At 54.5% G+C, this 23,954-nt stretch carries 20 protein-coding genes; 16 read left to right on the forward strand and 4 right to left on the reverse strand.

The annotated features are described in order from the left end of the window. Positions 1-91 precede the first annotated feature (91 nt). From ectB to ACQE2I_RS09075, 3 genes are all read left to right on the forward strand, one after another. Positions 92-1,360 carry a diaminobutyrate--2-oxoglutarate transaminase gene (ectB, locus tag ACQE2I_RS09065; RefSeq protein ID WP_427031329.1) on the forward strand — a complete coding sequence of 423 codons (1,269 nt, stop codon included), beginning with the start codon at positions 92-94 and terminating at the stop codon, positions 1,358-1,360. Positions 1,361-1,450: 90 nt separating this feature from the next. After that, entirely contained in the window at positions 1,451-1,843 is a 393-nt protein-coding gene (locus ACQE2I_RS09070; protein ID WP_427031330.1) for an ectoine synthase, read from the forward strand. Positions 1,844-2,080: 237 nt separating this feature from the next. Further along, entirely contained in the window at positions 2,081-2,701 is a 621-nt protein-coding gene (locus tag ACQE2I_RS09075; protein WP_427031333.1) for an FMN-dependent NADH-azoreductase, read from the forward strand. Between the two features lie 15 nt (positions 2,702-2,716). Here the strand turns inward: ACQE2I_RS09075 and ACQE2I_RS09080 are convergent, their stop codons facing one another. Further along, positions 2,717-4,123, reverse strand: coding sequence for a PLP-dependent aminotransferase family protein (locus ACQE2I_RS09080; protein ID WP_427031335.1), 1,407 nt, complete (start codon positions 4,121-4,123; stop codon positions 2,717-2,719). 171 nt (positions 4,124-4,294) lie between these two features. Here ACQE2I_RS09080 and ACQE2I_RS09085 point away from each other — a divergent pair, with 171 nt between their 5' ends. The 8 genes from ACQE2I_RS09085 to yidD all read left to right on the forward strand — a co-directional run bounded on the left by ACQE2I_RS09085 (position 4,295) and on the right by yidD (position 12,607). Continuing rightward, positions 4,295-5,383, forward strand: a complete 1,089-nt coding sequence (locus ACQE2I_RS09085) for a TlpA family protein disulfide reductase (RefSeq protein WP_427031337.1) — start codon at positions 4,295-4,297, stop codon at positions 5,381-5,383. Between the two features lie 106 nt (positions 5,384-5,489). Beyond that, positions 5,490-7,568, forward strand: a complete 2,079-nt coding sequence (locus tag ACQE2I_RS09090; protein ID WP_427031339.1) for a protein-disulfide reductase DsbD family protein — start codon at positions 5,490-5,492, stop codon at positions 7,566-7,568. A gap of 324 nt (positions 7,569-7,892) precedes the next feature. After that, complete coding sequence (locus tag ACQE2I_RS09095; RefSeq protein ID WP_427031340.1) at positions 7,893-8,729, forward strand: ATP-dependent zinc protease family protein; 837 nt, start codon at positions 7,893-7,895, stop codon at positions 8,727-8,729. Between the two features lie 38 nt (positions 8,730-8,767). Further along, the gene (locus ACQE2I_RS09100; protein WP_427031342.1) at positions 8,768-10,291 is read left to right on the forward strand and encodes an inactive transglutaminase family protein; all 1,524 of its coding nucleotides are present in this window, start codon (positions 8,768-8,770) and stop codon (positions 10,289-10,291) included. Next, entirely contained in the window at positions 10,288-11,280 is a 993-nt protein-coding gene (locus tag ACQE2I_RS09105; protein WP_427031343.1) for an alpha-L-glutamate ligase-like protein, read from the forward strand. The genes ACQE2I_RS09100 and ACQE2I_RS09105 overlap by 4 nt, the downstream gene beginning before the upstream one ends. Positions 11,281-11,350: 70 nt before the next feature. Further along, positions 11,351-11,806 (forward strand): transcriptional repressor, encoded by a 456-nt coding sequence (locus tag ACQE2I_RS09110; protein ID WP_427031344.1) that lies wholly within the window; start codon positions 11,351-11,353, stop codon positions 11,804-11,806. Positions 11,807-11,819: 13 nt separating this feature from the next. Next, entirely contained in the window at positions 11,820-12,296 is a 477-nt protein-coding gene (gene hisI / locus ACQE2I_RS09115; protein ID WP_427031345.1) for a phosphoribosyl-AMP cyclohydrolase, read from the forward strand. A gap of 38 nt (positions 12,297-12,334) precedes the next feature. Next, positions 12,335-12,607, forward strand: coding sequence for a membrane protein insertion efficiency factor YidD (gene yidD, locus ACQE2I_RS09120; protein WP_427031415.1), 273 nt, complete (start codon positions 12,335-12,337; stop codon positions 12,605-12,607). Positions 12,608-12,618: 11 nt separating this feature from the next. Here the strand turns inward: yidD and ACQE2I_RS09125 are convergent, their stop codons facing one another. Continuing rightward, positions 12,619-13,035, reverse strand: a complete 417-nt coding sequence (locus tag ACQE2I_RS09125) for a SufE family protein (protein WP_427031347.1) — start codon at positions 13,033-13,035, stop codon at positions 12,619-12,621. Between the two features lie 42 nt (positions 13,036-13,077). Continuing rightward, complete coding sequence (locus tag ACQE2I_RS09130) at positions 13,078-14,223, reverse strand: tyrosine-type recombinase/integrase (RefSeq protein ID WP_427031416.1); 1,146 nt, start codon at positions 14,221-14,223, stop codon at positions 13,078-13,080. A 252-nt stretch (positions 14,224-14,475) separates the two neighbouring features. Here ACQE2I_RS09130 and ACQE2I_RS09135 point away from each other — a divergent pair, with 252 nt between their 5' ends. Further along, on the forward strand, positions 14,476-15,525 hold the full coding sequence (locus ACQE2I_RS09135) for a DNA-binding protein (RefSeq protein ID WP_427031348.1): 1,050 nt from the start codon (positions 14,476-14,478) through the stop codon (positions 15,523-15,525). Positions 15,526-15,587: 62 nt separating this feature from the next. Here the strand turns inward: ACQE2I_RS09135 and nfuA are convergent, their stop codons facing one another. Beyond that, a complete protein-coding gene (nfuA, locus tag ACQE2I_RS09140) occupies positions 15,588-16,211 on the reverse strand; it encodes a Fe-S biogenesis protein NfuA (RefSeq protein ID WP_427031349.1) in 624 nt (207 codons plus the stop codon). Positions 16,212-16,524: 313 nt separating this feature from the next. Between nfuA and metH the strand changes: the two genes are divergently transcribed. From metH to ACQE2I_RS09160, 4 genes are all read left to right on the forward strand, one after another. Beyond that, positions 16,525-20,220: a methionine synthase gene (gene metH / locus ACQE2I_RS09145; protein WP_427031350.1), complete on the forward strand. Its 3,696-nt coding sequence runs from the start codon at positions 16,525-16,527 to the stop codon at positions 20,218-20,220. Positions 20,221-20,274: 54 nt separating this feature from the next. Further along, a complete protein-coding gene (locus tag ACQE2I_RS09150; protein ID WP_427031417.1) occupies positions 20,275-21,546 on the forward strand; it encodes an MATE family efflux transporter in 1,272 nt (423 codons plus the stop codon). Between the two features lie 154 nt (positions 21,547-21,700). After that, entirely contained in the window at positions 21,701-23,353 is a 1,653-nt protein-coding gene (locus ACQE2I_RS09155; RefSeq protein ID WP_101145532.1) for a nitrite/sulfite reductase, read from the forward strand. Next, positions 23,346-23,921, forward strand: coding sequence for a DUF934 domain-containing protein (locus ACQE2I_RS09160; RefSeq protein WP_427031351.1), 576 nt, complete (start codon positions 23,346-23,348; stop codon positions 23,919-23,921). The genes ACQE2I_RS09155 and ACQE2I_RS09160 overlap by 8 nt, the downstream gene beginning before the upstream one ends. Positions 23,922-23,954: the final 33 nt, after the last annotated feature.

A 23,954-nucleotide genomic window follows, 5' to 3' on the forward strand; every position in this document is an offset into this window, starting at 1 on the left:
TAGATACACGTATTGGATTGACTGTTTTCCCGCTTATGTTGCTCCGGGCAAGCAACGCCTAAAGGCAAAATGATCAACCAAGGAGGTCGCAATGCAGACCCAGACGCTTGAACGCATGGAATCCAATGTACGGACTTATTCTCGTTCATTTCCGGTGGTGTTTACCAAAGCACAAAATGCGCGCCTAACCGATGAGAACGGCCGTGAGTACATTGATTTCCTCGCCGGCGCGGGCACTTTGAACTACGGCCACAATAATCCGCACATGAAGCAGGCGATGATTGACTACTTGGCGACTGACGGTGTCGTTCATGGTTTGGATATGTGGACCAATGCCAAGCGCGATTACTTAGAGACGCTCGAAGAAGTCATCTTTAAGCCACGCGGGCTTGATTATAAAGTGCATCTGCCTGGCCCAACGGGCACCAATGCTGTTGAAGCCGCTATTCGTTTGGCTCGTGTTGCCAAAGGTCGTCACAACATTGTTACCTTCACCAATGGCTTCCACGGCGTCACTATGGGGGCTTTGGCTACCACTGGGAATCGCAAGTTCCGTGAAGCAACTGGCGGCATCCCGACCCAAGGTGCTAGCTTCCTGCCTTACGATGGCTACATGGGCGAACACACCGACACCTTGGACTATTTCGAAAAGCTGCTCGGCGACAAGTCTGGCGGCCTGGATATTCCTGCAGGCGTGATCATTGAGACTGTGCAAGGCGAGGGCGGTATCAACGTGGCAGGTCTGGATTGGTTAAAGCGCTTGGAAAGCATTTGCCGTGCCCACGATATTCTGCTGATTATTGATGACATCCAAGCAGGTTGTGGCCGTACCGGTAAATTCTTTAGCTTTGAGCATGCCGGTATTACACCCGACATTATTACCAACTCGAAGTCGCTCTCCGGTTTTGGTATGCCGTTTGCCCATGTATTGATGCGTCCTGAGCTGGATAAGTGGAAGCCGGGCCAATATAACGGCACCTTCCGTGGTTTCAGTCTAGCCATGGTGACGGCCACTGCGGCGCTGAAAAAATACTGGGCTAACGATACCTTTGAACGTGATGTTCAGCGTAAAGGGCGCATTGTGGAAGAGCGTTTCCAGAAGCTTGCAGCACTGCTCACCGAAAGTGGCATGCCTGCCACCGAGCGTGGCCGCGGTCTGATGCGCGGTATTGACGTTGAGTCAGGTGACATCGCAGATAAAATCACCAGCAAAGCCTTTGAACATGGTCTAGTGATTGAAACCAGTGGTCAAGACGGCGAAGTAGTTAAGTGCTTGTGCCCGTTAACTATTACTGATGAAGACCTGCAGGAAGGTCTGGATATTCTCGAACTGTGTGTCAAGGCTGTTGCTAGCGAGTAATTAGGCGTTAGGATAAAGCGTAAGCTCACAGGTTCTAGTCAGGGATATAGCGGCTGGTAACCGCCAGCCGCCATGCTACGGAGTACTTCTATGATCGTTCGTAATCTCGAAGAAGCACGTAAAACAGATCGTCTGGTAACCGCTGAAAACGGTAACTGGGACAGCACTCGTCTTGTTTTAGCCAACGATAATGCTGGTTTCTCATTCCATATTACCCGCATTTTTCCCGGCACCGAGACCCACATTCATTACAAGAACCACTATGAAGCGGTATTTTGCTATGAAGGTGAAGGCGAAGTTGAAACCCTCGCCGATGGTAAAATCTGGCCGATTAAAGCAGGTGATATTTACATGCTAGATCAGCATGATGAGCATCTTTTACGCGGTAAAGAGAAAGGCATGACCGTTGCATGTGTCTTCACGCCGCCGATTACTGGTAACGAAGTTCATCAGGAAGACGGGTCTTACGCAGCACCTGAATAGATAGCTGGTTCAAAAAGCACCAGTCTGAAATGAAAAAGCAGCCTTGCTGAACAGCAGGCTGCTTTTTTTAGGCCGTACAGGCTATAAGCTTACTGCTCAGCCTGTGGTTCGCATAATATATATTATGTTAAATAAGGTGTGTTGTTCATTTTGATTCATGCGATTTGGGTTCGTAGCTTCCAACCCCCTTTGTTTGAGCCTACCCTCTAAAAACTTCAAAATTAAGCAGAGAGTTTCATGAATAACACCTTATTCATTCACGCCAGCCCACATGGTAAGCATGCGTTAGGCTATCGCCTGGCTCAAAAGATTCTGGCAGAGGGAGCACTCACAAATTCCAGGGTAAGTTTGGTAGAGCGTGATTTGCTAGCCGCCCCGCTATCGCCTCTGACTCAACATTACGCCTCTGCGCTGGTCAGCCACAACATCGGTGACAGCATTGATGCTGCCCTGACAGAGTCAGAGCAGTTGATTAGTGAGCTTGAGCAGAGTGACCGCTTGCTAATCGCGACGCCGATGCACAACTTCAGCGTACCGGCTGCGCTGAAACTCTGGATAGATCATGTGGTACGTGTTAACCGTACCTTTATCGCCTCGGCTGAGGGCAAGCAGGGATTATTGCAAGATCGCCCGACCACTGTGCTGGTGAGTGCTGGCGGCATGTTGCAAGGAGATAACCCGCAGCCGGATTTTCTTACTCCCTACCTCACGCTTATTCTCAACACCATCGGCATTCGGAATATCCACTTCGCGTACTTGCAGGGGTTAGCGTTTGGTGAGCCCGCTATCGACAAAGCATGGCATCAGGCGCAGGCTGCGCTGATTGAGGCTGACGTACTGACTAACGAAATTCCATAACGTAAAGCCCCGCCACTATGGACGATGGCGAGCGACAAGTTCCACCAACTGCTGATAACCCTCTTCGAGTGCGGGGCTCGATAGATTGGTCACGCCCAAGAGTAATCCTTTTCGCGACTTGGTTTGCGTGGCATACCAGGGCGACAGCGGTGCTGGTGCCAAGTTGAAGGCCTTGGCAGCCTCGGCAATAGCAACGTCATCAGCATCATCATCCAGGGTGAGCAATAGTGACAAGCCGGCGATATTGTTCACCGAAGCCGACGCGTCCATGAGCGCAAGCAGCGCATCCCGGCGCTGTATGTATAAACGCTTCATACGCCGAATATGGCGCAAGTAATGACCATCGCGCAGAAACTCCGCAACGGCTAGCTGGTCAGGCAGCCCAGACGCTGGCGACAATGCGGCCGCCGTATCGCCAGCGCGCTCTGACAAGCTGGCTGGTACTACCATAAAGCCCAGCCGCAAGCGTGGGCTGATGGTTTTACTGAATGTGCCGATGTGAATCACCCTGCCGTCACGATCCAGCGAGGCCAGTGCCGGTGTTGCTTGGCCGCTTAGTTGCAGCTCGCTTAGATAATCATCTTCGATGATCCAGCCAGCATTTTCTTGAGCCCATGCCAGAAGTGCCTGGCGTCGATTAAGCGACAACTGTACACCCAGGGGTGCTTGTTGGCTTGGCGTCACAATCGCCAAACGGGCATCCGCTGCCAGCGCGATCCCTTGCTCCACACAGATCCCATGCTCATCCACCGGAACGGGAACCGAGGTATATCCTGCCAGCGATAAGGCGTGCCCAGTCAGCGGATAACCCGGATTCTCGACCCACACTCGCCGTGAATCCAGCCGTAGCAAGTGCAAGGCCAGGCCTAGCGCACCCGCATAACCGTTGGTGATGATAATTTGGTCGGCAGAGCAGAGTAGTCCGCGGGACACGGCCAGATAGGCAGCAATTTCTTTGCGCAACACTCGCTCTCCGCGCGGGTCTGGGTAGCACAGTGGCTCGGCCACCGCCTGTCGCGAACAGCGCAGCATGATGCGTGACCAATGCTTGAAGGGAAACCCGTCTTGCGCAGGCACGCCCACTTGAAAAAGTTTGGGTGCGCTATCCAGATCCTGATAAAGGTCAGGCAATGGCAGACGGGAGGCCGCGGCGACCACTTTCGGCGCTGCGGGCAGCGCCGAGCTAACGAAGGTGCCAGCGGCCCCCTTTGAAATGACGAGCTGATCATCGCTTAGCCGATCATAAGCCGTTTTAATGGTGCCCCGCGAAACGCCCAATTGCGCCGCAAGATCACGCCATGAAGGCAGCCGCGCGCCCTCATACAAATGCCCCTGTCGAATGGCATCAGCGATGCTGGCACGTATTTGCTCTGGGAGAGATGCCTCACCTTGGCGATCGAGTGAAAAACGAAGTCTGCTCATAGTGCCATGGTACATAAAAACTGGCCATTCTTGGTGCTTTTTTTAGACCATGGCGTCACTCATAATCACACTCCACACTACTTATATCGGTCTGAATCTTTATGCTTGTTCTTTGAATTAGCCCAGAGCGATTGAGCCAGGCCCTAACAGTTTGCCAAAAGGATCAAACCAATGCGGATAACAAACACGCGGTTTTCGGTTGCGCTACTGCTTGCCATGTTGGTCGGCTACGTTGGGACGGTGCACGCGACCGAGACCACCGATCAACAAGAAGCCGATCAAGCCTATGATCAGGACGCCGATGGTGAACAGCGTGCCAGAGCGGCTGGCGAGTCGCTAATTGGTCAACCTGGTCCCGAGCTGAGCATTACTACGCTGGATGGTGACACCATTGATCTCAGCGCACTGTATGGTGAAAAGCCGGTGTATATAAAGTTCTGGGCAACGTGGTGTGTGCCCTGCCGTCAGCAGATGCCGGGGTTCCAGGCCTTCCAGGAAGCACATGGTGACGACATTCAAGTCATCGCCGTGAACACCGGTTACGCTGATACCGAAGAGTCTGCACGTGAGTATCGCGAAGAAATGGGCCTGACCATGCCTATCACGGTGGATGACGGCACATTGGCCGAAGCACTGAATCTACGCGTCACCCCGCAGCACGTACTGATCGATCGCAGTGGCCACATCACTCACATTGGCCATCGTGACGATCAAGCACTGGAAGAGGCGCTACAGGCAGTGCTGGAACCCAATGATCCAAGCTTAGCAACGCCCGAAGGAGCCGCCGTCGAGGATATCGACACCAACGCCTTAACGGTAGGCGATGAGGTTACTGATCTAAACGTTACCATGCGTGACGGCGAGACCATCGACCTGACCCGAACAACGACAGACAAGCCACTGGGTGTGGTGTTCTTTGCCACGTGGTGTGAGTCTTATCTTGCCGAGAGCCAGCCGGAAACCTCCGCCGCTTGCCGCCGTGTGCGCGAAACTGTCAATCAACTGAGCAAAGACCAAAACGTACAGTGGATGGGCATTATTTCTGGCCTTTGGACCAAAGAGTCCGACGTCAAAAGCTATCTTGATACCACCGAAACGGCGATTCCTGTGCTGCTCGATGCCGACGGCGAGATACACCGTCGCTTTGGAATTCAACAGATACCGACCGTTGTGCTAATTGATGCCGACGGCGAGGTAGCCGAAAAGCTTGGGCCGCAAGATACCGCATTAACCGAAGCCGTCGAGCGCATCAGCCAGTAACCCTCCGTTGTACACCCTTTGATGGAGCAGCCCGTTTCAAGCGGGCTGATAGCCAATGCCCCCATTCCTTTACCGCTATTGTGTCCTTTTTTGCCTGGCTTGCGTGTTGATACCTCAAATCGGCGCAGCCCAGGAGTTTCCCGGCACCTCGGGCGAGGTACTGATCAAGAGCAGCTTGATAGCGGAAACGAACCAACCCGCAGTCGGCACCTCCAGTACGTTAGCCGTTTTCATGGAGCCGCAGTCGGGGTGGCATGGGTATTGGAAACAGCCGGGCAGTATTGGCCTGGCACCGCAGTTCGATTGGCAATTACCGGATGGTGTCAGCGTGGGCGATGCTGCCTTTCCAGTGCCGCATACGCTGATGACCGGCGACCTGATGAATCATGTCTATGAACATCCTTACGCGCTATTGCTACCCGTGGAAATAGATGCCTCGGTAGCGTCGGGAACCTCTCTGCCGATCACCGTTACCTTCAACTATCTTGCTTGCCGTGCCGACGCCTGCGTTCCCGAACAATCAACGCTTGCCATTACCCTCACCGCAGGCGATGGCCGCATTACGGATGAGCGCCAAGCGAGCTTCGATGAATGGCGCCAGGAACTACCCAGGCCACTAGGCTCACAAGCCAGCTTCGTGACGACCGACGATAATCAGCTGCGTGTCAGCATCCCCCTTCCCGCTAGCGTGGAGCTGAACAATCCACACTTATTTGTCGCTACCGACGACATCGTGGATGCCGCGGCTGAGCAGATATTCAGCCGTGAAGACGATACGTTGATGGTCGAAACCAAGCTGTCAAAATCCTGGCCGGCAGATAGCCCGCCTGACGAGTTCGAGGCGCTGCTGTCATTGGGCAGCGGTACCGGGCTATCACTGGTTGGTCATCGAGATGGGGCGCCCGTGGCGAGCGCCAGCGGACCTCAAAGCTCTTCCACCGCAAGTGCCACCGGCCAAAGCAGTTCGCCTTTACTTCTGACAGCCTTTCTCGGTGCCCTACTGGGCGGCGTTCTGCTCAACATCATGCCCTGCGTTTTCCCGATCCTCAGTCTCAAGGTACTTAGCCTTGCGCGATTAACCGGTGGTGAGCGCGAAGCCCGACGCGAGGCGTTAGCCTATACCGCCGGAGTGGTGATTGTTTGCTTACTACTTGGCGCGACGATTATCGCCCTGCGTGCAGTGGGTACTCAGGTTGGCTGGGCATTCCAATTGCAAGACCCGCGAGTCATCGTGGTGCTGACCCTGTTGACCACCGCCATCGGTTTTAATCTGGCTGGCCTTTTTGAGCTGGGCTCCATCAATGCCGGTGGCAAGCTAGCAAGCCAGGACGGTGTAGCCGGTGCATTCTGGACAGGCGTACTGGCCGCCTTCGTCGCAACGCCTTGCTCTGGCCCGTTTATGGCTACGGCTCTTGGCGCTGCCTTGGTACTCCCCACGTTTGCCGCGCTGATGGTGTTCGCGGGCCTGGGTCTGGGCATTGCCCTGCCGTTTTTACTGCTCGGTTTCGTGCCGGTGCTGCGCCGCCTCCTTCCTCGTCCTGGCCCTTGGCTTGCCAGCTTCCGGCATATCATGGCCATCCCTATGTTCCTGACCGCTCTAGCCTTGGCTTGGGTGCTTGGCCGCCAGCTCAGCAACGACGGCATGGTGGCGAGCCTCGCTCTGATCATGTTGCTGGCGATAGGGCTTTGGTTTACCGGCCTGCGCCAACGAAGCGCCAAGCGATTGAGCTGGCTTCCGGCAGGGCTGGCGGCCGGGCTCGCCTTGGCGGGAAGTGTCATCGTTCCTGGCTCCTTTGCCCAGCAAGAAGAGGCCGTCAATGCACAGGTTAGTTCAGCCGAAACACGCCCACTCGACTTCGACGCGGGCCGCTTGAGCGAGCTTCGGCAACAAGAGCGCCCCATCTTCGTCTACTTTTCCGCAGATTGGTGCGTCACTTGTAAGATCAACGAACAGCGGGCCATCGATATACCCAGTACGCAGCAGGCATTTGAGCGGGCGGGTGTGATTACAATGAAGGGCGACTGGACCAATGGCGCCCCCGCCATCACCGCTTTTTTGGAACAACATGGCCGCTCAGGGGTGCCTCTCTACTTATGGTACGCCCCAGGTAAAACAGAGCCTGAAGTTCTCTCACAGATTCTTGCGCCCAATGTTTTACCTGCGTTAGCGAACGAGTCTGGTTAACCCACTCTCCGGTAATCCCCTCATTTTCAAAGGGAGCCACCCTGTTTTCTCGGGGGATTAGCCTACAATATTCTCCGCCGGTTCATGAGTTGACGCAAATCCAGCAGTACGAACAAATTCCATGAACCAGCATCTTTTCTGATTCTGTTAATAACCCCGCCCTCCTTCCGCCGGCCAGGCTCATGAAGCATAGTCACCACGCATAAATTAAATTAAATAAACTATGTGTTTGAAATTAGACGTTCAAAAGCCGTGGTGGCGTTGGACACTCGCCCCCCATCGCCTTATCATTCCTCCACCTATTGTCCAAGGATATCTCACGTTATGCGCCCAGGTGTTTTGTGGCTAATAGCTGGCTTGTCGCTTTCGATCGCTGGCTGCGCAACTACCCAGCCAGAATCCAATGACCCGCCGCCATTAAGCGAAGCCTCTTTTAATTCCCGTATTGTCGAATTGGAGAGCCAGTTAGCCCAGCAATGCGACTCCAGCGCTGAGCTACAGGAACGTCAATTGAGTCAACAGCAGGTGCTGACCGCAGACGTGCGCGAAGTAGGCAGCCTGCTTCGCTATCTGCGTCAAGATGTACAGCAGTTGGAAGCGCGTGGTGATGAGCCCGTGATTATTCGCGAAGAGTGCGAAATTGACGAGACCTTAACCACTAAAACGCTGCTGGGTCGCAGTGAATGGGTGGGTCTGCCGAGCCTGGGTACTTATCTTAAGGCGCGAGTTGATTCAGGTGCCAACACCTCATCACTTTCAGCTGCCGATATCACCCGTTTTGAGCGTGACGGCGAAGACTGGGTGCGTTTCAAACTAGCCCTCAACGATGACGATGTGGCGGTTGAGTCACAGCGTGACGACTGGATTGAAGCACCTATCGTGCGTCGTGTCCGTATTGTGCAAGCCTCTGGTGAAGACTCTCGCCCGGTGGTCTCCTTACTATTAACGTTAGGGCCGATTCGCGAAACCGTCGAGTTTACCCTCAATGATCGCTCGCATCTGGATTATCCCGTGCTGCTTGGGCGACGCTTTTTGATGGATATTGCGGTGGTTGACGTCGCCGACACCTATTTATACGACCGCCCCGAGTTTCCTGGTGGCGAGCCAGCCGATGAAGCTGCTGAAGATGAAGCAGTGGATGAAGACGATACCGAAGAGTAACTGCTCTCCCCTGGCGCTTTACACGGAAAGGAATCTCCATGTCACGGTTAATGTTTTATATTATTGTCGGCCTGCTATTGGTCGCGGGTATTGCGACCAGCGTACATCGCCATGTGCAGTTTGAAATCCCCTGGCTGCCTGGTGAGCAGCGTCAGGTGTGGGAAATTGAAGCCGGCATTAACCTTAATGCTCAGAACGGCCCAGTCCAGGTCGACTTGGCGCTACCTTCGCACCAAGCGGGCTATCGGGTATTAACTGAGAATACGGCATCGTCAGGCTATGGGTTAGCCTACCAAGCGGACGAGCTGGGCCGCACCGCCCAGTGGACTATTCGCGAAGCGGCTGGCAGCCAAACGCTGTACTACTCAGTTCAAATGCTAGTCTCGGAAGATGCCCGTTCGCCAGTTCAGACACCACCTGAAATGGCTCCTGCAACGCCATGGGAAAGCCCCTATGACAGTGCCGCAGAACAGTTAATTGAGCAAGCGTGGGCGCGAAGTGCCAATAATGCCACTTTTGCTCGTGAGCTAATTCGCGATATCAACGGTGAGCGACAGGAAGAGAATGCTCGGCTGCTGCTGTCGCAAGAAACCCCGGCTGCGCTGGTGGTGCGCTTGCTCAATGACGCGGGAGTGCTGGCACGGGAGGTCAGTGGCCTGCTGCTGGAAGATGGACGCCGCCGCCAAATACTGAGCAGTTGGGTCCAGGTGTTTAATGAAACTGGCGAACAGTGGGAAATTTTCAACCCGTCGACCGGTGAGCAAGGTAAGCCTGACAACCTACTGTTATGGGAAACTGGTGGCCGTGCCGTACTGGAAGTTTTGGGTGGCACCAACTCCCGCGTTACCTTCTCGATGATGACCCACGACCAGCCCGCCTCAGCGGCTGTGCGCAACCATTACGCAGAAGACACGCTGCTGAATTTCTCGATTCACAGTCTGCCGCTGGAAGAGCAAGCCCTGTTCCAAACCATTCTGCTGATACCGATAGGCGCATTGATGGTGGTGTTTTTACGGGTGTTGGTAGGTATCAAAACGTCTGGCACCTTTATGCCGGTGCTAATCGCCCTCGCCTTCATTCAAACTACCCTGCCCACGGGCTTAATTGGCTTCCTGCTCATTGTTGCCATCGGTTTGGTTATTCGTAACTACCTCTCCTATTTGAATTTGCTGTTGGTGGCCAGGGTGTCAGCGGTGATCATAACGGTCATTGCGATCATTTCGATATTTACCGTCTTAGCTTACCGAATGGGGCTCAGTGCAGGTTTAACGATCACCTTCTTCCCGATGATTATCCTTGCCTGGACCATCGAGCGAATGTCGATTCTATGGGAAGAAGAAGGACCAAAACAGGTGCTTATCCAAGGTGGTGGCAGTTTGTTAACGGCGATTCTTGCTTACCTGGCGATGAACAATCCTTGGGTGCGCCACATCACGTTTAACTTCCTTGGCGTTCAACTGATATTGATGGCGCTTATCCTCTTACTAGGCAATTACACGGGCTATCGGCTGCTAGAACTGCGCCGCTTCAAACCAATTACCGATGATGAGAAACCCTCATGAGTTGGTTGCAAAACTGGACCTGGCCCACACGTTTGCGTGATAAAGGTATCATTGGCATGAATCGACGCAATATTCGCTATATTGGTCGCTATAACAGCCGCCGTCTTTATCCATTAGTGGACGACAAACTCAAAACCAAACTGCTGGCCCAGCAGTACGGGATTACCTCGCCAGAACTTATCGGCACGGTAACCACCCAGTTTGGCGTCAAGCATATTGGTGAAATGCTCACCGGCCACGCTGGCTTTGTCATCAAGCCAGCCAAGGGCAGCGGCGGCAAAGGTATATTGGTCATCGAGAAGGTAGAAGATAACGCCTTTATCAAGCCCAGCGGTGCGCATCAGTCGATTACCGATGTTGAACGGCACGTGTCAAATATTCTATCCGGGCTCTACTCATTGGGCGGCTCGCCCGATGTGGCGGTTATTGAAACGTTAATTAATTTCGATGAAAGCCTGATGGACTACACCTATGAGGGCGTTCCCGATATACGGGTAATCGTGTTCAAGGGCTACCCTGTGATGGCTATGATGCGCCTCTCCACCGCAGCATCCGACGGCAAAGCTAACCTGCACCAGGGTGCGGTAGGTGTTGGCTTAAACATTGCCACAGGTGCCGCATTGCGCGCCGTCCAGTTTGACCGCCCCTGCTTTAGCCACCCAGACACTGGGCACGATTTGGCCAGTTTGGTGGTGCCTCAGTGGGAAACGCTGCTTAACTTGGCAGCTGGCTGCTATGAAATGACCGGCCTAGGTTATCTCGGTACTGACATGGTGCTGGATCGCCAGCATGGGCCGATGCTGCTCGAACTCAACGCGCGGCCAGGCTTAGCCATTCAAATGACCAACGGTGAAGGCTTGCGCCGCCGCCTTGATCTTATTGAGCGTCAGCCCGATGGCGTAACCGCAAAAGAGCGTGTTGCCTTTGCCCAGCACCATTTTGCACGTCAGAGCGAACTGGTAGAGAGCCAGCTGGTAGGAAAGCCCTGACACTACTGCCGCCAGCGCGTAGACTAGGCTTTAACCGAGCCTAGGCTGAATAACGTTCAACGAGTTGCCCATGACCCACGCGAATACACTACTGCAGCAGGCAGAGTCTCAGTGCCATATTAATGGGGTGAGATTTACCCCTATTCGGCGACGCGTGCTCGAACTGATTGCTGAAAATGGCGGCGGACTGAAAGCCTACGATCTGCTCGACAAGCTATCTACCGAGCATGCGGCAGCTCGTCCGCCGACGGTTTATCGTGCCTTAGAGTTCTTAATTGACCAGGGCTTGGTTCACCGTATTGAGTCACAGAATGCCTATGTAGCGTGTGCCTGTCCGGAACATGCTCATGGTTTTCAGCTGTTGATCTGCCGTCACTGTGGCTATGTGGAAGAGCTACATTTAGACGAGATCAGTGACCGGCTGGCGGCGCTGGCAAAGCGCCAAGGTTTTAACGTTGAGCGCCAAACCATTGAGCTGCAAGGGCTCTGCCAAGACTGCCGAACAGCTACCGCGTCAGACAGCTAGCGAGTAATGACCCATGTCTCAGTTTGATCACATCGCGCCCGAGGCTCTATTTAAACAGCTGGAGCGCGCAACTCTTGAAGATAGCCTGCCCGCTGTCGCCACCCTGCTAGCAGCCGTTCGCTTTAATAACGACGGTTTAATACCGGCGATTGCCCAGCAGCACGACTCCAAAGACGTGCTAATGATGGCATGGATGAACCGTGAAGCCTTGGAAGAGACCTTAACCACTCAGCGGGTCTGCTACTACTCGCGCTCGCGGCAAAAACTGTGGCGTAAAGGCGAGTCATCGGGTCAACAGCAACTGTTAGTATCCGCGGCCCTCGATTGCGATGGCGATACGCTATTACTGCAAGTTGAGCAAACCGGGCCTGCCTGCCACACCGGGCGGCGTAGCTGTTTCTATATTGCCGTGAACGACGAGCAAGCCTCGATCACCAGTAATCCGCTGATTGATCCTGACACGCTCTACGGCAAAAAAAGCGAGTCTTAGAAGTGGCTCATTGGCGATCAGCCCCGCGCTGGGCATTAATGAAAGTAATGATTGGTTGCATCAGGATTTACCAGTACACGCTTAGCCCGCTTTTAGGCCCTCGCTGCCGCTTCTGGCCTAGCTGCTCGTCTTACACTATTGAAGCCATTCAGGTCCACGGGCCGTTAAAAGGCGGCTGGATGGCGGCCAAGAGAATCGTTAAGTGTCACCCGGGCAACCCTGGCGGCATGGATCCGGTACCCGGTGGCCGCAGTGAGCGGCTTTGCCAAGAGGATGAGCAAATGCCCTGCTGCGACCATCACACCCACTAGACCGCCCCTGGTTAGTTCTGCTGGGCAACCCGGTAAATTTTCTCCAGCATGGCGTGTAAACCATTGCTGCGCGTCGGCGAAAGGTGCTTATCCAAGCCCAAGTCCGCCAAAAAGTGCGGTTCGGTCGCGCGAATTTCAGCCGCTGTGCGATCGCTGTAAATTCTTAAAAGTACGGCAATCAAACCGGAAACTATCGCCGCATCGGACGTCGCTTTAAAAACCAGCCTATCGCCCTCCTCTTCGTGGCGTATCCACACGTTTGACTGGCAGCCCTGAATTTTAAGCTCTTCGGTTTTCCATGCCTCGGGAAAATCAGGTAACTGCTTGCCCATATCGATAATGTATTGATAACGGTCCATCCAGTTATCAAAGATTTCGAAATCTTCAATCAGCTCTTGCTGGGCCTGCTCGGCGCCGGAAGTGCTCATGGTGTTTCCTTTTACTGGGTATTTTTAACTAACGTCTTCAACTCAATCTACCCCATTATAACGGCTCAAGGAGGGCTTGAGGGGAGTTGTAACAGAATTGGTTAACCGATGGCGCTGCTGTTCGCGGTGCCACTCACTATCTTCATTATGTAAATAGCGTGAGGTGGTATCGAGCCGCGCGTGACGGGCGCTCTCGGCCAAGTGCCGCAAGCTGATACCCGCCTGGGCTTGGTGGGTGATGGAGGTATGGCGTAACCAGTGTGGCGTTGCTTGGCGCAGCGCAGAGACATAGCCAGGCGTGCCCCCATCGGCTGCAAGGGCATGCGCCGCCTGGTGGAACGTCGCTTTAATGAGTCGATACAGCTGGTTCTGACCAAGGCCCCGCTGACCGTCCAAGGCCCGTAGCACAGGAGCTGTCGCTTCTAACGAACTAGGGCGTTCAGGCAACCCCAATCCCTGACGCCACTCGGCTAGGCACTCAAGCATGTCCTCAGGCAACGGAATGCGCGCCACCTTGCTGCCCTTGCCCACTACGTGCCACCACCAGCGCCCTTCGCTGTGCTGGAAATCGCCCATCCGCGCATCTGCCATCTCACTAATGCGTGGCGCAAGCAGATAAGCAAAGCCAAAAATAAAGCGCCGCCGCGCCTGTAAAAACTCGTCGCGTCCGCCCTTTTCTGCTGATGGGCTATTGAGCCACTGCCATAGCCATGCCCAAAGATCACCTTCCAAATAGCGCTCAATGCGCGGCGTTTGGTTATTTAAGCGCCGCGATTTATCGCGCATAAGGCGAAACGGATTATGTCTGACCCAGCCAGCCTCGACTAACCAAGCGAACATCCCTTGCAGAATGACCAGGCTCTGGCGACGGCTAGAAGGCGATAAAACGCCGCGAAATGGCCGCCATTCGGGGTGCGTGCGTGGCTTCGAAGGGCCCACCCACTGCTCGCTGGGCTGGGGATCGGCTAAAAAGGCTTCAAATTGGCGAAGCGCTTCACGATTTATGTCGCCCAGCGTCAGTCGCTGGCTCGCTAGCCATAGCAAAAGCCGCTCCGATTCACGCCGATACGCTTTCCAGGTTTGCGGGCTGTCGGCGTACTCATCAAGCCACGCCATAACCGCTTGGGCATCGTTTTGCGCATCAATTCGCCTATGCAAAAGCTCACTATTATCTGCTTTTTCAAGCATTAATGGACTTTCCAAGCTTGCTGCCAGCTCATTCACCATGGCTAAGCGCCCTCTTTACAGACTATTTAATCAGCGTCGTTTTGGTAGCTAAGTGTGCCGCTGTAGCGGTATAAATTCAAGATAATACGAGTAATCTTGAATTTATATGCCTATTGATAAATAATATTACGTTTTATGTATTACGTAATATTGCCTTTTGGTTATTCAATGCTGACAATAGGCGCATTAAATACTTCACGGAAAGGATCGCCCATGGCCCGCAACGGCATTCAGTACAGCGATGTTCAACAAGCCATTGATGCACTGCTCGCCCGTGGCGACACGCCTAGTGTTCAGCGCATTCGCGATGTTTTGGGCACCGGTAGCTTTACGACCATCAGTGACCATTTTCGCCAGTGGCGCAGCGAGCGGAAGCAGAATCGTGACGTGCCGCCACCCAAAGGGGTGCCGGAAGCCGTTGTGACAATGGCGAGTGAGCTGTGGCGTGAAGCGCAAGAAGTGGCAAATAACACTCTGCAGCACTATCGGGAGGATGCTAGCCGCCAAGTGGAGACTGCCCAGCAACTAGCCGAAGAGGCTAAGCACCAAGCAGCAAACGCTGAACAACGTGAAAGCGCCCTTGCCGAGCACTTACGCCATATGGAACAGCGTATGGAGGCGTTAAGTCGTGAATTGGCGACCAGTCAAACGAGCGAAAGCCACTGGCAACAGTTAGCCGACGAGGCACGACGAGACGCTACCCAGTTAAAGCAGGTGCAGCAGCAGCTAGAGACTCAGGCTGAAGCGCAGCGAAGTGCCCATAGCCAAGCCCTCAGCGAGCAGCAGGCAGCGCTTGAACAGCGACTTTCACAAGAAGAACAACGCCACGAAGCGGCGGAAGGCAGGCTGATGGCCATGCTGGATAGTGCCCAGCAGGCGCGCGCCCAAGAAGAGAAGAGCTACCAAAAGCGGGCACAACAAGGCGAGCAACGTATTGCGGCCCTGAGCCAAGAGCTCACCGCCAAGCAGCAGGGTGTTTATCAGTTACAGCTAGACGCCAGCGAGCGGGAGCAGCAGCTGGCTGAGAGTCAACAAAAAATGACTGTGCTGGAGAAGCAGGCCGAGGAATTAAGCCTGCAAAATGAACAGGCGCAAGCGGCGCTAAATCAGCAGGCCAAGCAGCAGGCAGAGCGTGAAACAGCACTACAGCAAGCATGGCAAGAGAGACTCTGGAGTCGCATGGAAGCACTGCAAACGCAGCTAACGGCGCTTCCAGATGCACTTTCAAAACAGAGAGAAGAGGATAGCGGCGCTAAAAATTAAATAATCCAAATGCGCAAGAAGCCCAGCTGCTGGAGCTGGGCTTCTTGCGTTAGCTATCGAGTTTAGCGGTAGTAAGCGTTGGTGGTGTCGCTGTGATCGGTAACGTCGCGAATACCGGCAAGCTCTGGAATACGCTCCATCAGAGTTTTCTCAACGCCGTCTTTTAGGGTTAAATCAACCGCCGCGCAGCCTTGGCAGCCGCCGCCAAAGGCCAATACCGCATACTGCTGCTCGGTGAGCTCAACCAGCTTGATTTCACCGCCGTGGGCCGCCAGCCCAGGGTTAATCTCGCTGTAAAGCACATAGTTAATACGGTCTTCCAACGGGCTGTCGGCGTTGACCTTGGGCATCTTGGCGTTAGGTGCTTTGATGGTCAGCTGGCCACCCATGCGGTCGGCATTGAAATCCACCACCGCCTCTTCCAAAAACGCCAAGCTGTTTTTATCGAGAAAAACGCTGATTTTCTCGAGCGCCAGGGTGACGTCGGTCGGCTCTTCTTCACCAGGGCGGCAATAAGCCAAGCAGGTCTCTGCGTAAGGCGTACCCGGCTGAGTAATAAAGATACGTACAGCGATACCTTCAACGTTTTGCTTTTCTAGCAATTCCGCCAAGTACTCCTGCGCGCTATCGGTAATATCGATACCTTGAGTATCGACATTGGTGTCTTTTTCGCTAGTCGTGGTCATGAGGGCTGTCTTCCTCCCGTGGTAGTGGCAGCGCCACTTCACATGTCATTTGTGCCTATGGTAAGCAAAACGGCGCGCCGACACAATCCCGAGTGTTTTAGTAAACTATTAGCTGGCAGCAAATGGTCAATTTAGGCACAGCCATCAGTTTTTGGGGTAATTAGCTTTGCAAACACAGCTCATAGCTGCTCCAAAGGGCGCCTTTTGCACTCCCTTTTGCTACAATTGCACGCCTCTATAACGACAGATGCTACTTTCCCGACGATAACAATATCCCCATTGACTACTGTGACGCTGGAGAACTCCCCCTGCCATGGCTGATAGTGCTTTGACCGCAACCCTCACCCAACGCCTTGCCGAACGCATCCTAATTCTGGACGGCGGCATGGGCACCATGCTGCAGAATGCCGAGTTGAGCGAGGAGGATTTTCGTGGCGAACGGTTTAGCGACTGGCCCTCAGATCTCAAAGGCAATAATGATCTGCTCGCACTCACCTGCCCCGATCTCGTTGCGCGTATTCACCGCGACTATTTAGAGGCCGGCGCGGACATTATCGAGACCAACACCTTTAATAGCACCCAACTGTCACAGTCCGATTACGGCATGGAATCGCTGGTGGTTGAGCTCAATCGCGAGTCAGCGCGCTTAGCCCGCAAAGTGTGCGATGCGGTAGCCGCTGAAACCGGTGTGCCCCGCTACGTCGCGGGTGTACTAGGCCCCACCTCGCGCACCGCCTCGCTATCGCCAGACGTCAATGACCCAGCCAAGCGCAACGTCACCTTTGACGAGCTGCGTGAGAACTATTACGAAGCCGCTAGCGCCCTGATTGCGGGCGGCGCCGACCTGATCATGATCGAAACCATTTTCGACACGCTCAATGCCAAAGCGGCGATCTATGCCCTGGAAGAGCTATTCGATGATCGTGGCGAGCGCTTACCTGTGATGATCTCGGGCACGATAACCGATGCCTCGGGTCGTACGCTCTCAGGTCAAACCACCGAAGCCTTCTGGAGTTCAGTACGCCACGCTCAGCCGCTCTCTGTGGGGTTGAATTGTGCGCTGGGGGCCGAAGAGTTGCGCCCCTACCTGGAAGAGCTCTCCACCAAAGCCGACACTTTCGTTTCCGCGCACCCCAATGCCGGGCTGCCCAATGAGTTTGGTGAGTACGACCAAACGCCGGAAGAGATGTCGGAGATTGTTAGCGAATTTGCCGCTAGCGGCCTGGTCAATATTATCGGCGGCTGTTGCGGCTCCACGCCTGAGCACATTCGCGCCATTGCTGATTCTGTCCGCGATATGCCGCCGCGTGTGATTCCCGAGCGCAGCCGCGCCTGCCGTCTATCCGGCTTAGAGCCGTTCAACATAGAAGCCGATTCGCTGTTCGTCAACGTCGGCGAGCGTACCAACGTCACAGGCTCAGCGCGCTTTAAGCGCCTAATCGTAGAAGAGGACTTCACCACTGCGCTAGAAGTCGCCCTTGAGCAGGTCGAGAGCGGCGCTCAGGTAATCGATATCAACATGGACGAGGGTATGCTCGAGTCTAAGGAAGCCATGGAGCGCTTTCTTAACTTGATCGCCGGCGAGCCAGACATCGCCCGGGTGCCGATTATGATCGACTCCTCTAAGTGGGAGATCATCGAAGCGGGCCTGAAGTGCATTCAGGGCAAAGCGATAGTGAACTCCATTTCGTTGAAAGAGGGGGAAGCTGCCTTTCGTGAACAAGCGACCAAGTGCCGCCGTTTTGGCGCTGCTATCGTCGTGATGGCCTTTGATGAGGAGGGCCAGGCAGATACTTTCGCACGTAAAACCGAAATTTGTCAGCGCGCCTATCGTCTATTGGTCGATGAGATTGGCTTCCCTGCCGAAGACATTATCTTCGACCCCAATATCTTTGCCATCGCCACGGGCATCGAGGAGCACAATAACTACGCGGTCGATTTTATTGAAGCGACCCAGTGGATTCGTGAAAACCTGCCTCACGCCATGGTCTCTGGTGGTGTCTCGAACGTCTCTTTCTCGTTTCGTGGCAATAACCCGGTGCGTGAAGCGATTCACTCGGCGTTCCTTTATCACGCGATCCGCGCGGGTCTCACCATGGGGATCGTCAATGCCGGTCAACTAGCCGTTTACGACGACCTGCCTGCCGAGCTGCGCGACGCCGTTGAAGACGTAGTACTCAACCGCCGTAGCGATGGCACCGAACGGCTGCTGGATATTGCCGATAAATATAAGGGCGATGGCAGTGGTGCTGCCAAGAAAGAGGATCTTGAGTGGCGCGACTGGCCGGTCAATAAGCGTATTGAGCACGCTTTAGTTAAAGGTATCACGGCCTATATAGAAGGTGATGCCGAACAGGCCCGCGTCCAGGCAGAACGCCCCATCGAGGTGATCGAAGGCCCGCTGATGGACGGCATGAATGTGGTTGGCGACCTGTTTGGCGCTGGCAAGATGTTCCTGCCCCAGGTGGTCAAGTCGGCGCGCGTTATGAAGCAGGCCGTCGCCTACTTGATCCCTTATATTGAAGCGGAGAAGAGCGAGAATATCCAAGCCAAGGGCAAGATCGTCATGGCCACGGTCAAAGGCGATGTGCACGATATTGGTAAAAACATCGTCGGCGTGGTGCTGCAGTGTAATAACTATGAGGTGATTGACCTTGGTGTCATGGTGGCCGCGGATAAAATTTTGCAGGCCGCCAAAGAGCACAACGCCGATATTATCGGACTCTCGGGTTTGATCACCCCGTCACTGGACGAGATGGTTCACGTCGCCAAAGAGATGCAACGGCGGGGTCTAGACCTACCGCTACTGATTGGTGGTGCCACTACCTCGAAAGCGCATACCGCAGTGAAAATCGAACCGCAGTATGAGCACCCGGTCATTTATGTCACCGATGCTTCCCGCGCCGTGGGCGTGGCGGGCCGTTTATTGGCGCCCAATCAAAAAGCCGCTTATGTGGCGGAGATTCGCGAAGAGTACCAAAAAGTTCGCGAACGTAACGCCAAGCGCCGCCCCAAAGCGGCAGATCTTGACTATACCCAAGCCCGCAAGCGGCGTTTTCGTACTGATTGGAACAGCCATCCCCCCGCCGAGCCCAATATGCTCGGGCTGAAAACCTTTGACGACTACGACCTTGAAGAGCTGATCGAGTGCATCGACTGGACACCCTTCTTTATGAGCTGGCAGCTAGCGGGTAAGTACCCCAAAATTCTCGATGATAAAGTCGTCGGCGAGGCCGCCCGCAACCTGTTTGCCGACGCCAAAGTCATGCTGCGCAAGCTGGTTGAAGAGAAGCGCGTTCAGGCCCGCGGCGTTATCGGTCTATGGCCCGCCAATAGTGTCGATGATGACATCATTGAGGTGTATGCCGACGAGTCGCGTAGCGAAGTCGTGGAGCGTTTGCATCATATTCGTCAGCAGACGACTAAAGGCCGCGACGGACTCTGCTACAGCCTGGCCGACTTTATTGCCCCAAAAGAGAGCGGCAAAGCCGACTGGATTGGCGGCTTTGCCGTGACCACCGGCCACGGCGTGGATGAGCTCACCAAAGCGTACGAAGCGGCAGGTGACGACTACAATGCCATCATGGTTCAGGCATTAACCGACCGCCTTGCGGAAGCCTTTGCCGAACGGATACACGAGCGCGTACGTAAAGAGTTCTGGGGTTATGTACCGGAAGAAACCTTGGACAATGATGCACTGATTGCAGAGAAGTATCAGGGTATCCGCCCTGCCCCCGGTTACCCCGCCTGCCCCGACCACACTGAAAAAGCCTCGTTGTTCCGGCTGCTGAATGCCACCGAGAACACTGGCTTGGCACTGACCGAAAGCTTCGCCATGTGGCCAGCGGCGGCGGTTGCGGGATGGTACTTCTCCCATCCCCAGTCAAAATACTTTTCGACTGGGAAAATTACCCGCGACCAGGTCGAAGCGATTGCCGCGCGTAAACAGGCACCGCTTGAGGAAATGGAGCGCTGGCTCTCGCCGGTGCTCTCCTACGATCCGAGCTAATTGGTGCTGTCAGCAAGTCGCCACGGCAAGGTGATACGCCTTGCCTTACCGATCATGCTGGGCATGCTCTCGCAGAGCATGCTCAACTTAATCGATGCTGCCTTAGTGGGGCATTTGGGTGAAGTGGCGCTTGCCGGTGTGGGGGTGGGCGGCTACGCCATGTTTATGCTTAGCGCGGTGGTGTTTGGCCTCTCCTCCAGCGTGCAAGCGCAAACCGCCCATCGCGTCGGCGCTTCTCATGGTTGTCTCACCCAGCCGCTGCAGTCAGGGCTTGTTATCGGGCTCGCCGTTGCTTTGCCGCTGTCACTCTGGGCGTGGTGGCAAGCACCGCTGCTGGTTGGCTTGATTAACCAAGCCGATGCCGTTCAGGACGTGGCCGTTAACTATTTTCGTTGGCGGGTGCTGTCACTGGTGGCGATCGCCTTAACGCTATGCTTTCGCGGTTACTGGAATGGTCGCCAGCAGACATATTTCTATTTGCGTATTATCGTGGCGGTTCATCTGCTTAACGTAGTGACCAGTGCCGGCTTGATCTATGGCTTGGCGGGGCTGCCCGAAATGGGTCCCAGCGGGGCTGGTGTCGGTACCACACTGTCGCTGTTTGTCGGATTGCTTGTGTGGGGCTGTGTGAGCCTCAATCGTGCTTCTATGCAACATTTTTTGACACGTCTGCCCGGCTTTGCCAGCCTGCGCACTACGTTGACACTGTCTGCTCCGCACTCCATACAGCAGTTGCTGTTTGCAGCGGGCTACGCGGTGCTTTTTTGGCTATTAAGCCAGTTAGGTACAGCCAGTGTTGCGGTTGGCCATGTACTGATTAACTTATCGCTGCTGCTAATTTTGCCAGGGGTAGGTGTCGGAGTTGCAGTCATGAGCTTGGTTGGTGAGGCGTTAGGGCGTGATGCTCAACAAGAAGCCCACCGCTGGGGCTTGGATGCATTGCGGGTTGCCTGGCTGCTTTTGCTGATACTGGCACTGCCCATGCTAATAGCGCCTGAGCACGTACTGGGCATTTTCTTCAGCAGTCGTGATTTAATTGCATTGGGCACACTCCCCCTGCAGCTAACCGGGGTGATGATTGTGCTCGATGCTGCGGCCTTAGTGCTTGCCCAAGCGTTAATGGGCGCGGGGGCTCAACGCACGGTGATGCTGCTGACCCTGGGAACGCAGTGGCTGCTTTTTCTGCCCTTGGCGTGGTGGGTCGGGGTTGGGTTGGAGCACGGTTTACTTGGTATTTGGTTGATGCAGCTTTTTTACCGCTTGATCAATTCACTAGGATTTTTATGGGTATGGCAGCGCCGTCGCTGGCTGGCCCCGGCTTTTTAGCTAGCCACCTGAGTGGTGGCATATTCTAAATAGCTTTTAGAGATAAAAAGATAATTATATATTCTTTTGTAGAATATGATGCCCGCGTTAAGGTAGGGCTACATTAACGTCCGTCTCAACGTGACCATTTCGCTTTTTAGCAGGATCGTGCCACATGTACCGTTATGATATTCACGACCAAACCCTGGTTGATGAGCGCGTTGCTCAGTTCCGCGATCAAATGGATCGCTACCTTGCCGGCCGACTTAGCGACGAAGAATTTCTCCCTCTGCGGGTGCAGAACGGGTTGTATGTTCAGCGCTACGCTCCCATGCTACGGATCGCTATCCCCTACGGCATGCTGGCGTCCTATCAGCTGCGTAAGCTGGGCGATCTAGCGCGTGATTTCGACCGCGGATACGGCCACTTTACGACACGCACCAACCTGCAGCTGAACTGGCCCAAGCTGGAAACCGTGCCGGATATGCTAGCCGAGCTGGCCACCGTTCAAATGCACGCAATCCAGACAAGTGGTAATGACATTCGTAATACCACGACAGACCAGTTTGCCGGTATCGCGGCAGACGAAGAAGTCGACCCACGCCCCTGGTGCGAGCTTATACGTCAGTGGTCGACGTTTCATCCTGAGTTTGCTTACCTGCCCCGGAAATTTAAAATCGCAGTAACCGGTGCCGAGCAGGATCGTGCTGCCATTCAGGTTCACGATGTGGGATTGCGTCTATGGCGTGATGATGCCGGTGAAGTACGCGTGAAAGTCCTGGCGGGCGGCGGCTTGGGCCGTACTCCCATGGTTGGTGAAGTCGTTTGTGAGGACTTGCCCTGGCAGCACTTGCTAACCTACTTGGAGGCACTGGTTCGCGTTTATAACCAGTTTGGCCGCCGGGACAACAAGTTTAAGGCACGGATCAAGATTCTGGTTAAAGCACTCGGCGCAGAAGAATTTAGCCGCCGTGTGGAAGAAGAGTGGGCGCACCTTAAAGATGGCCCGCAAACCTTGACAGATGAAAGCATCGAGCGGGTTGCCGGCTACTTTATCGACCCTGACCGCCGCCCGGTGAGTGATGAAGCCATTGCGCGCATTGATACACTGCGTCAGGAAAACCGCGCTTTTGCTCGTTTTATGACGAACAACGTGCAGGGCCATAAAGTCAAAGGCTACAAAGCGGTTACGCTATCATTGAAGCGCAGTGGTCATTCGCCAGGCGACGTTACCTGGGAGCATATGCACCAGATAGCGGATCTGGCAGACACGTACAGTTTCGGCGAGATTCGCGTAACACATGAGCAAAACCTGGTGCTTGGCGACGTACCCGCCGACCAGCTGGAAGCGCTATGGCACGATTTGGACGCACTGGGTTTGGCAAACCCGACCGTCGGTACACTAGCAGATCTTATCTGCTGCCCTGGCGGTGACTACTGCGCGCTTGCCAACGCTAAGTCGATTCCTGTTGCTCAGTCGATTCAGGAGCGCTTTGAAGACCTGGATTTTCTTTACGACCTGGGGCCCTTAGACCTTAATATTTCAGGCTGCATGAATGCCTGTGGGCATCACCACGTAGGCCATATCGGCATATTGGGCGTCGATAAGAAAGGCGAAGAGTGGTACCAGATTTCCCTTGGCGGTGACCAGGGCAATAATGCCGGCCTGGGCAAGATTCTTGGCCCATCATTCAGCCGCGAAAACGTGCCTGATGTGATTGATAAGCTGTTAAATGTTTACGTAGGTGAGCGTCAAAACGGTGAAACTTTCCTGGATACTTACCGCCGTATTGGCCTGAAGCCTTTCAAGGAGCGCGTTTATGCTTAATCAGCCTTCTTCTGAAGATAACCTGTCTGTTGAGAACGAGTCGGCCGAACGCTCGCGCCCTTATCTGTTTCGTGGTCAAGAGGCCCAGGACTGCTGGACGCTGGTACTCGATCCTGAGGCAACCGAAGTCGCACTTGACGAACCTGTTATTGTGCCGCTATCAACATGGCTCGAACGCGCATTCGATAGCAAGATCACAGCGCCCTGGCTGCCAGCAGATACCGAACTGACACCCGAATTAGCTGAACGCCTTTCAGACGCGCCGTTGATTGCAGTCGATTTCCCTAAGTTTACAGATGGTCGTGGGTATAGTGTGGCGCGCCTATTACGCGAACGCTATGCCTACCAGGGTGAAGTGCGTGCTATTGGTGATGTGCTAGTGGATCAGCTGTTTTTTATGACACGCTGCGGATTCGACGGTCTCTCGCTTAGAAAAGATCAGTGGGTTGCAGATGCCCTACGCAACTTGCATATCTTCAGCCGTGCTTACCAGCCCGCCACTGATCAGCCCGAACCACTATTTCGCTTGCGTCAAAAAGCGCCCGACAAGGCGTTGTCTTACGCTTGATAATCAACCCAGCATTAAGTGCTCCTCAATGAG

This window comes from Halomonas sp. H2, assembly GCF_050215315.1.
Taxonomy (GTDB): domain Bacteria; phylum Pseudomonadota; class Gammaproteobacteria; order Pseudomonadales; family Halomonadaceae; genus Vreelandella.

Bases quoted from the DNA above. Each gene is read 5' to 3' on its own strand.
- ectB (WP_427031329.1), top strand. From the start codon at position 92: ATGCAGACCCAGACGCTTGAACGCATGGAATCCAATGTACGGACTTAT.
- ACQE2I_RS09070 (WP_427031330.1), top strand. From the start codon at position 1,451: ATGATCGTTCGTAATCTCGAAGAAGCACGTAAAACAGATCGTCTGGTA.
- ACQE2I_RS09075 (WP_427031333.1), top strand. From the start codon at position 2,081: ATGAATAACACCTTATTCATTCACGCCAGCCCACATGGTAAGCATGCG.
- ACQE2I_RS09080 (WP_427031335.1), bottom strand. From the start codon at position 4,123: ATGAGCAGACTTCGTTTTTCACTCGATCGCCAAGGTGAGGCATCTCTC.
- ACQE2I_RS09085 (WP_427031337.1), top strand. From the start codon at position 4,295: ATGCGGATAACAAACACGCGGTTTTCGGTTGCGCTACTGCTTGCCATG.
- ACQE2I_RS09095 (WP_427031340.1), top strand. From the start codon at position 7,893: ATGCGCCCAGGTGTTTTGTGGCTAATAGCTGGCTTGTCGCTTTCGATC.
- ACQE2I_RS09100 (WP_427031342.1), top strand. From the start codon at position 8,768: ATGTCACGGTTAATGTTTTATATTATTGTCGGCCTGCTATTGGTCGCG.
- ACQE2I_RS09105 (WP_427031343.1), top strand. From the start codon at position 10,288: ATGAGTTGGTTGCAAAACTGGACCTGGCCCACACGTTTGCGTGATAAA.
- ACQE2I_RS09110 (WP_427031344.1), top strand. From the start codon at position 11,351: ATGACCCACGCGAATACACTACTGCAGCAGGCAGAGTCTCAGTGCCAT.
- hisI (WP_427031345.1), top strand. From the start codon at position 11,820: ATGTCTCAGTTTGATCACATCGCGCCCGAGGCTCTATTTAAACAGCTG.
- yidD (WP_427031415.1), top strand. From the start codon at position 12,335: ATGAAAGTAATGATTGGTTGCATCAGGATTTACCAGTACACGCTTAGC.
- ACQE2I_RS09125 (WP_427031347.1), bottom strand. From the start codon at position 13,035: ATGAGCACTTCCGGCGCCGAGCAGGCCCAGCAAGAGCTGATTGAAGAT.
- ACQE2I_RS09130 (WP_427031416.1), bottom strand. From the start codon at position 14,223: ATGCTTGAAAAAGCAGATAATAGTGAGCTTTTGCATAGGCGAATTGAT.
- ACQE2I_RS09135 (WP_427031348.1), top strand. From the start codon at position 14,476: ATGGCCCGCAACGGCATTCAGTACAGCGATGTTCAACAAGCCATTGAT.
- nfuA (WP_427031349.1), bottom strand. From the start codon at position 16,211: ATGACCACGACTAGCGAAAAAGACACCAATGTCGATACTCAAGGTATC.
- metH (WP_427031350.1), top strand. From the start codon at position 16,525: ATGGCTGATAGTGCTTTGACCGCAACCCTCACCCAACGCCTTGCCGAA.
- ACQE2I_RS09150 (WP_427031417.1), top strand. From the start codon at position 20,275: ATGCTGGGCATGCTCTCGCAGAGCATGCTCAACTTAATCGATGCTGCC.
- ACQE2I_RS09155 (WP_101145532.1), top strand. From the start codon at position 21,701: ATGTACCGTTATGATATTCACGACCAAACCCTGGTTGATGAGCGCGTT.
- ACQE2I_RS09160 (WP_427031351.1), top strand. From the start codon at position 23,346: ATGCTTAATCAGCCTTCTTCTGAAGATAACCTGTCTGTTGAGAACGAG.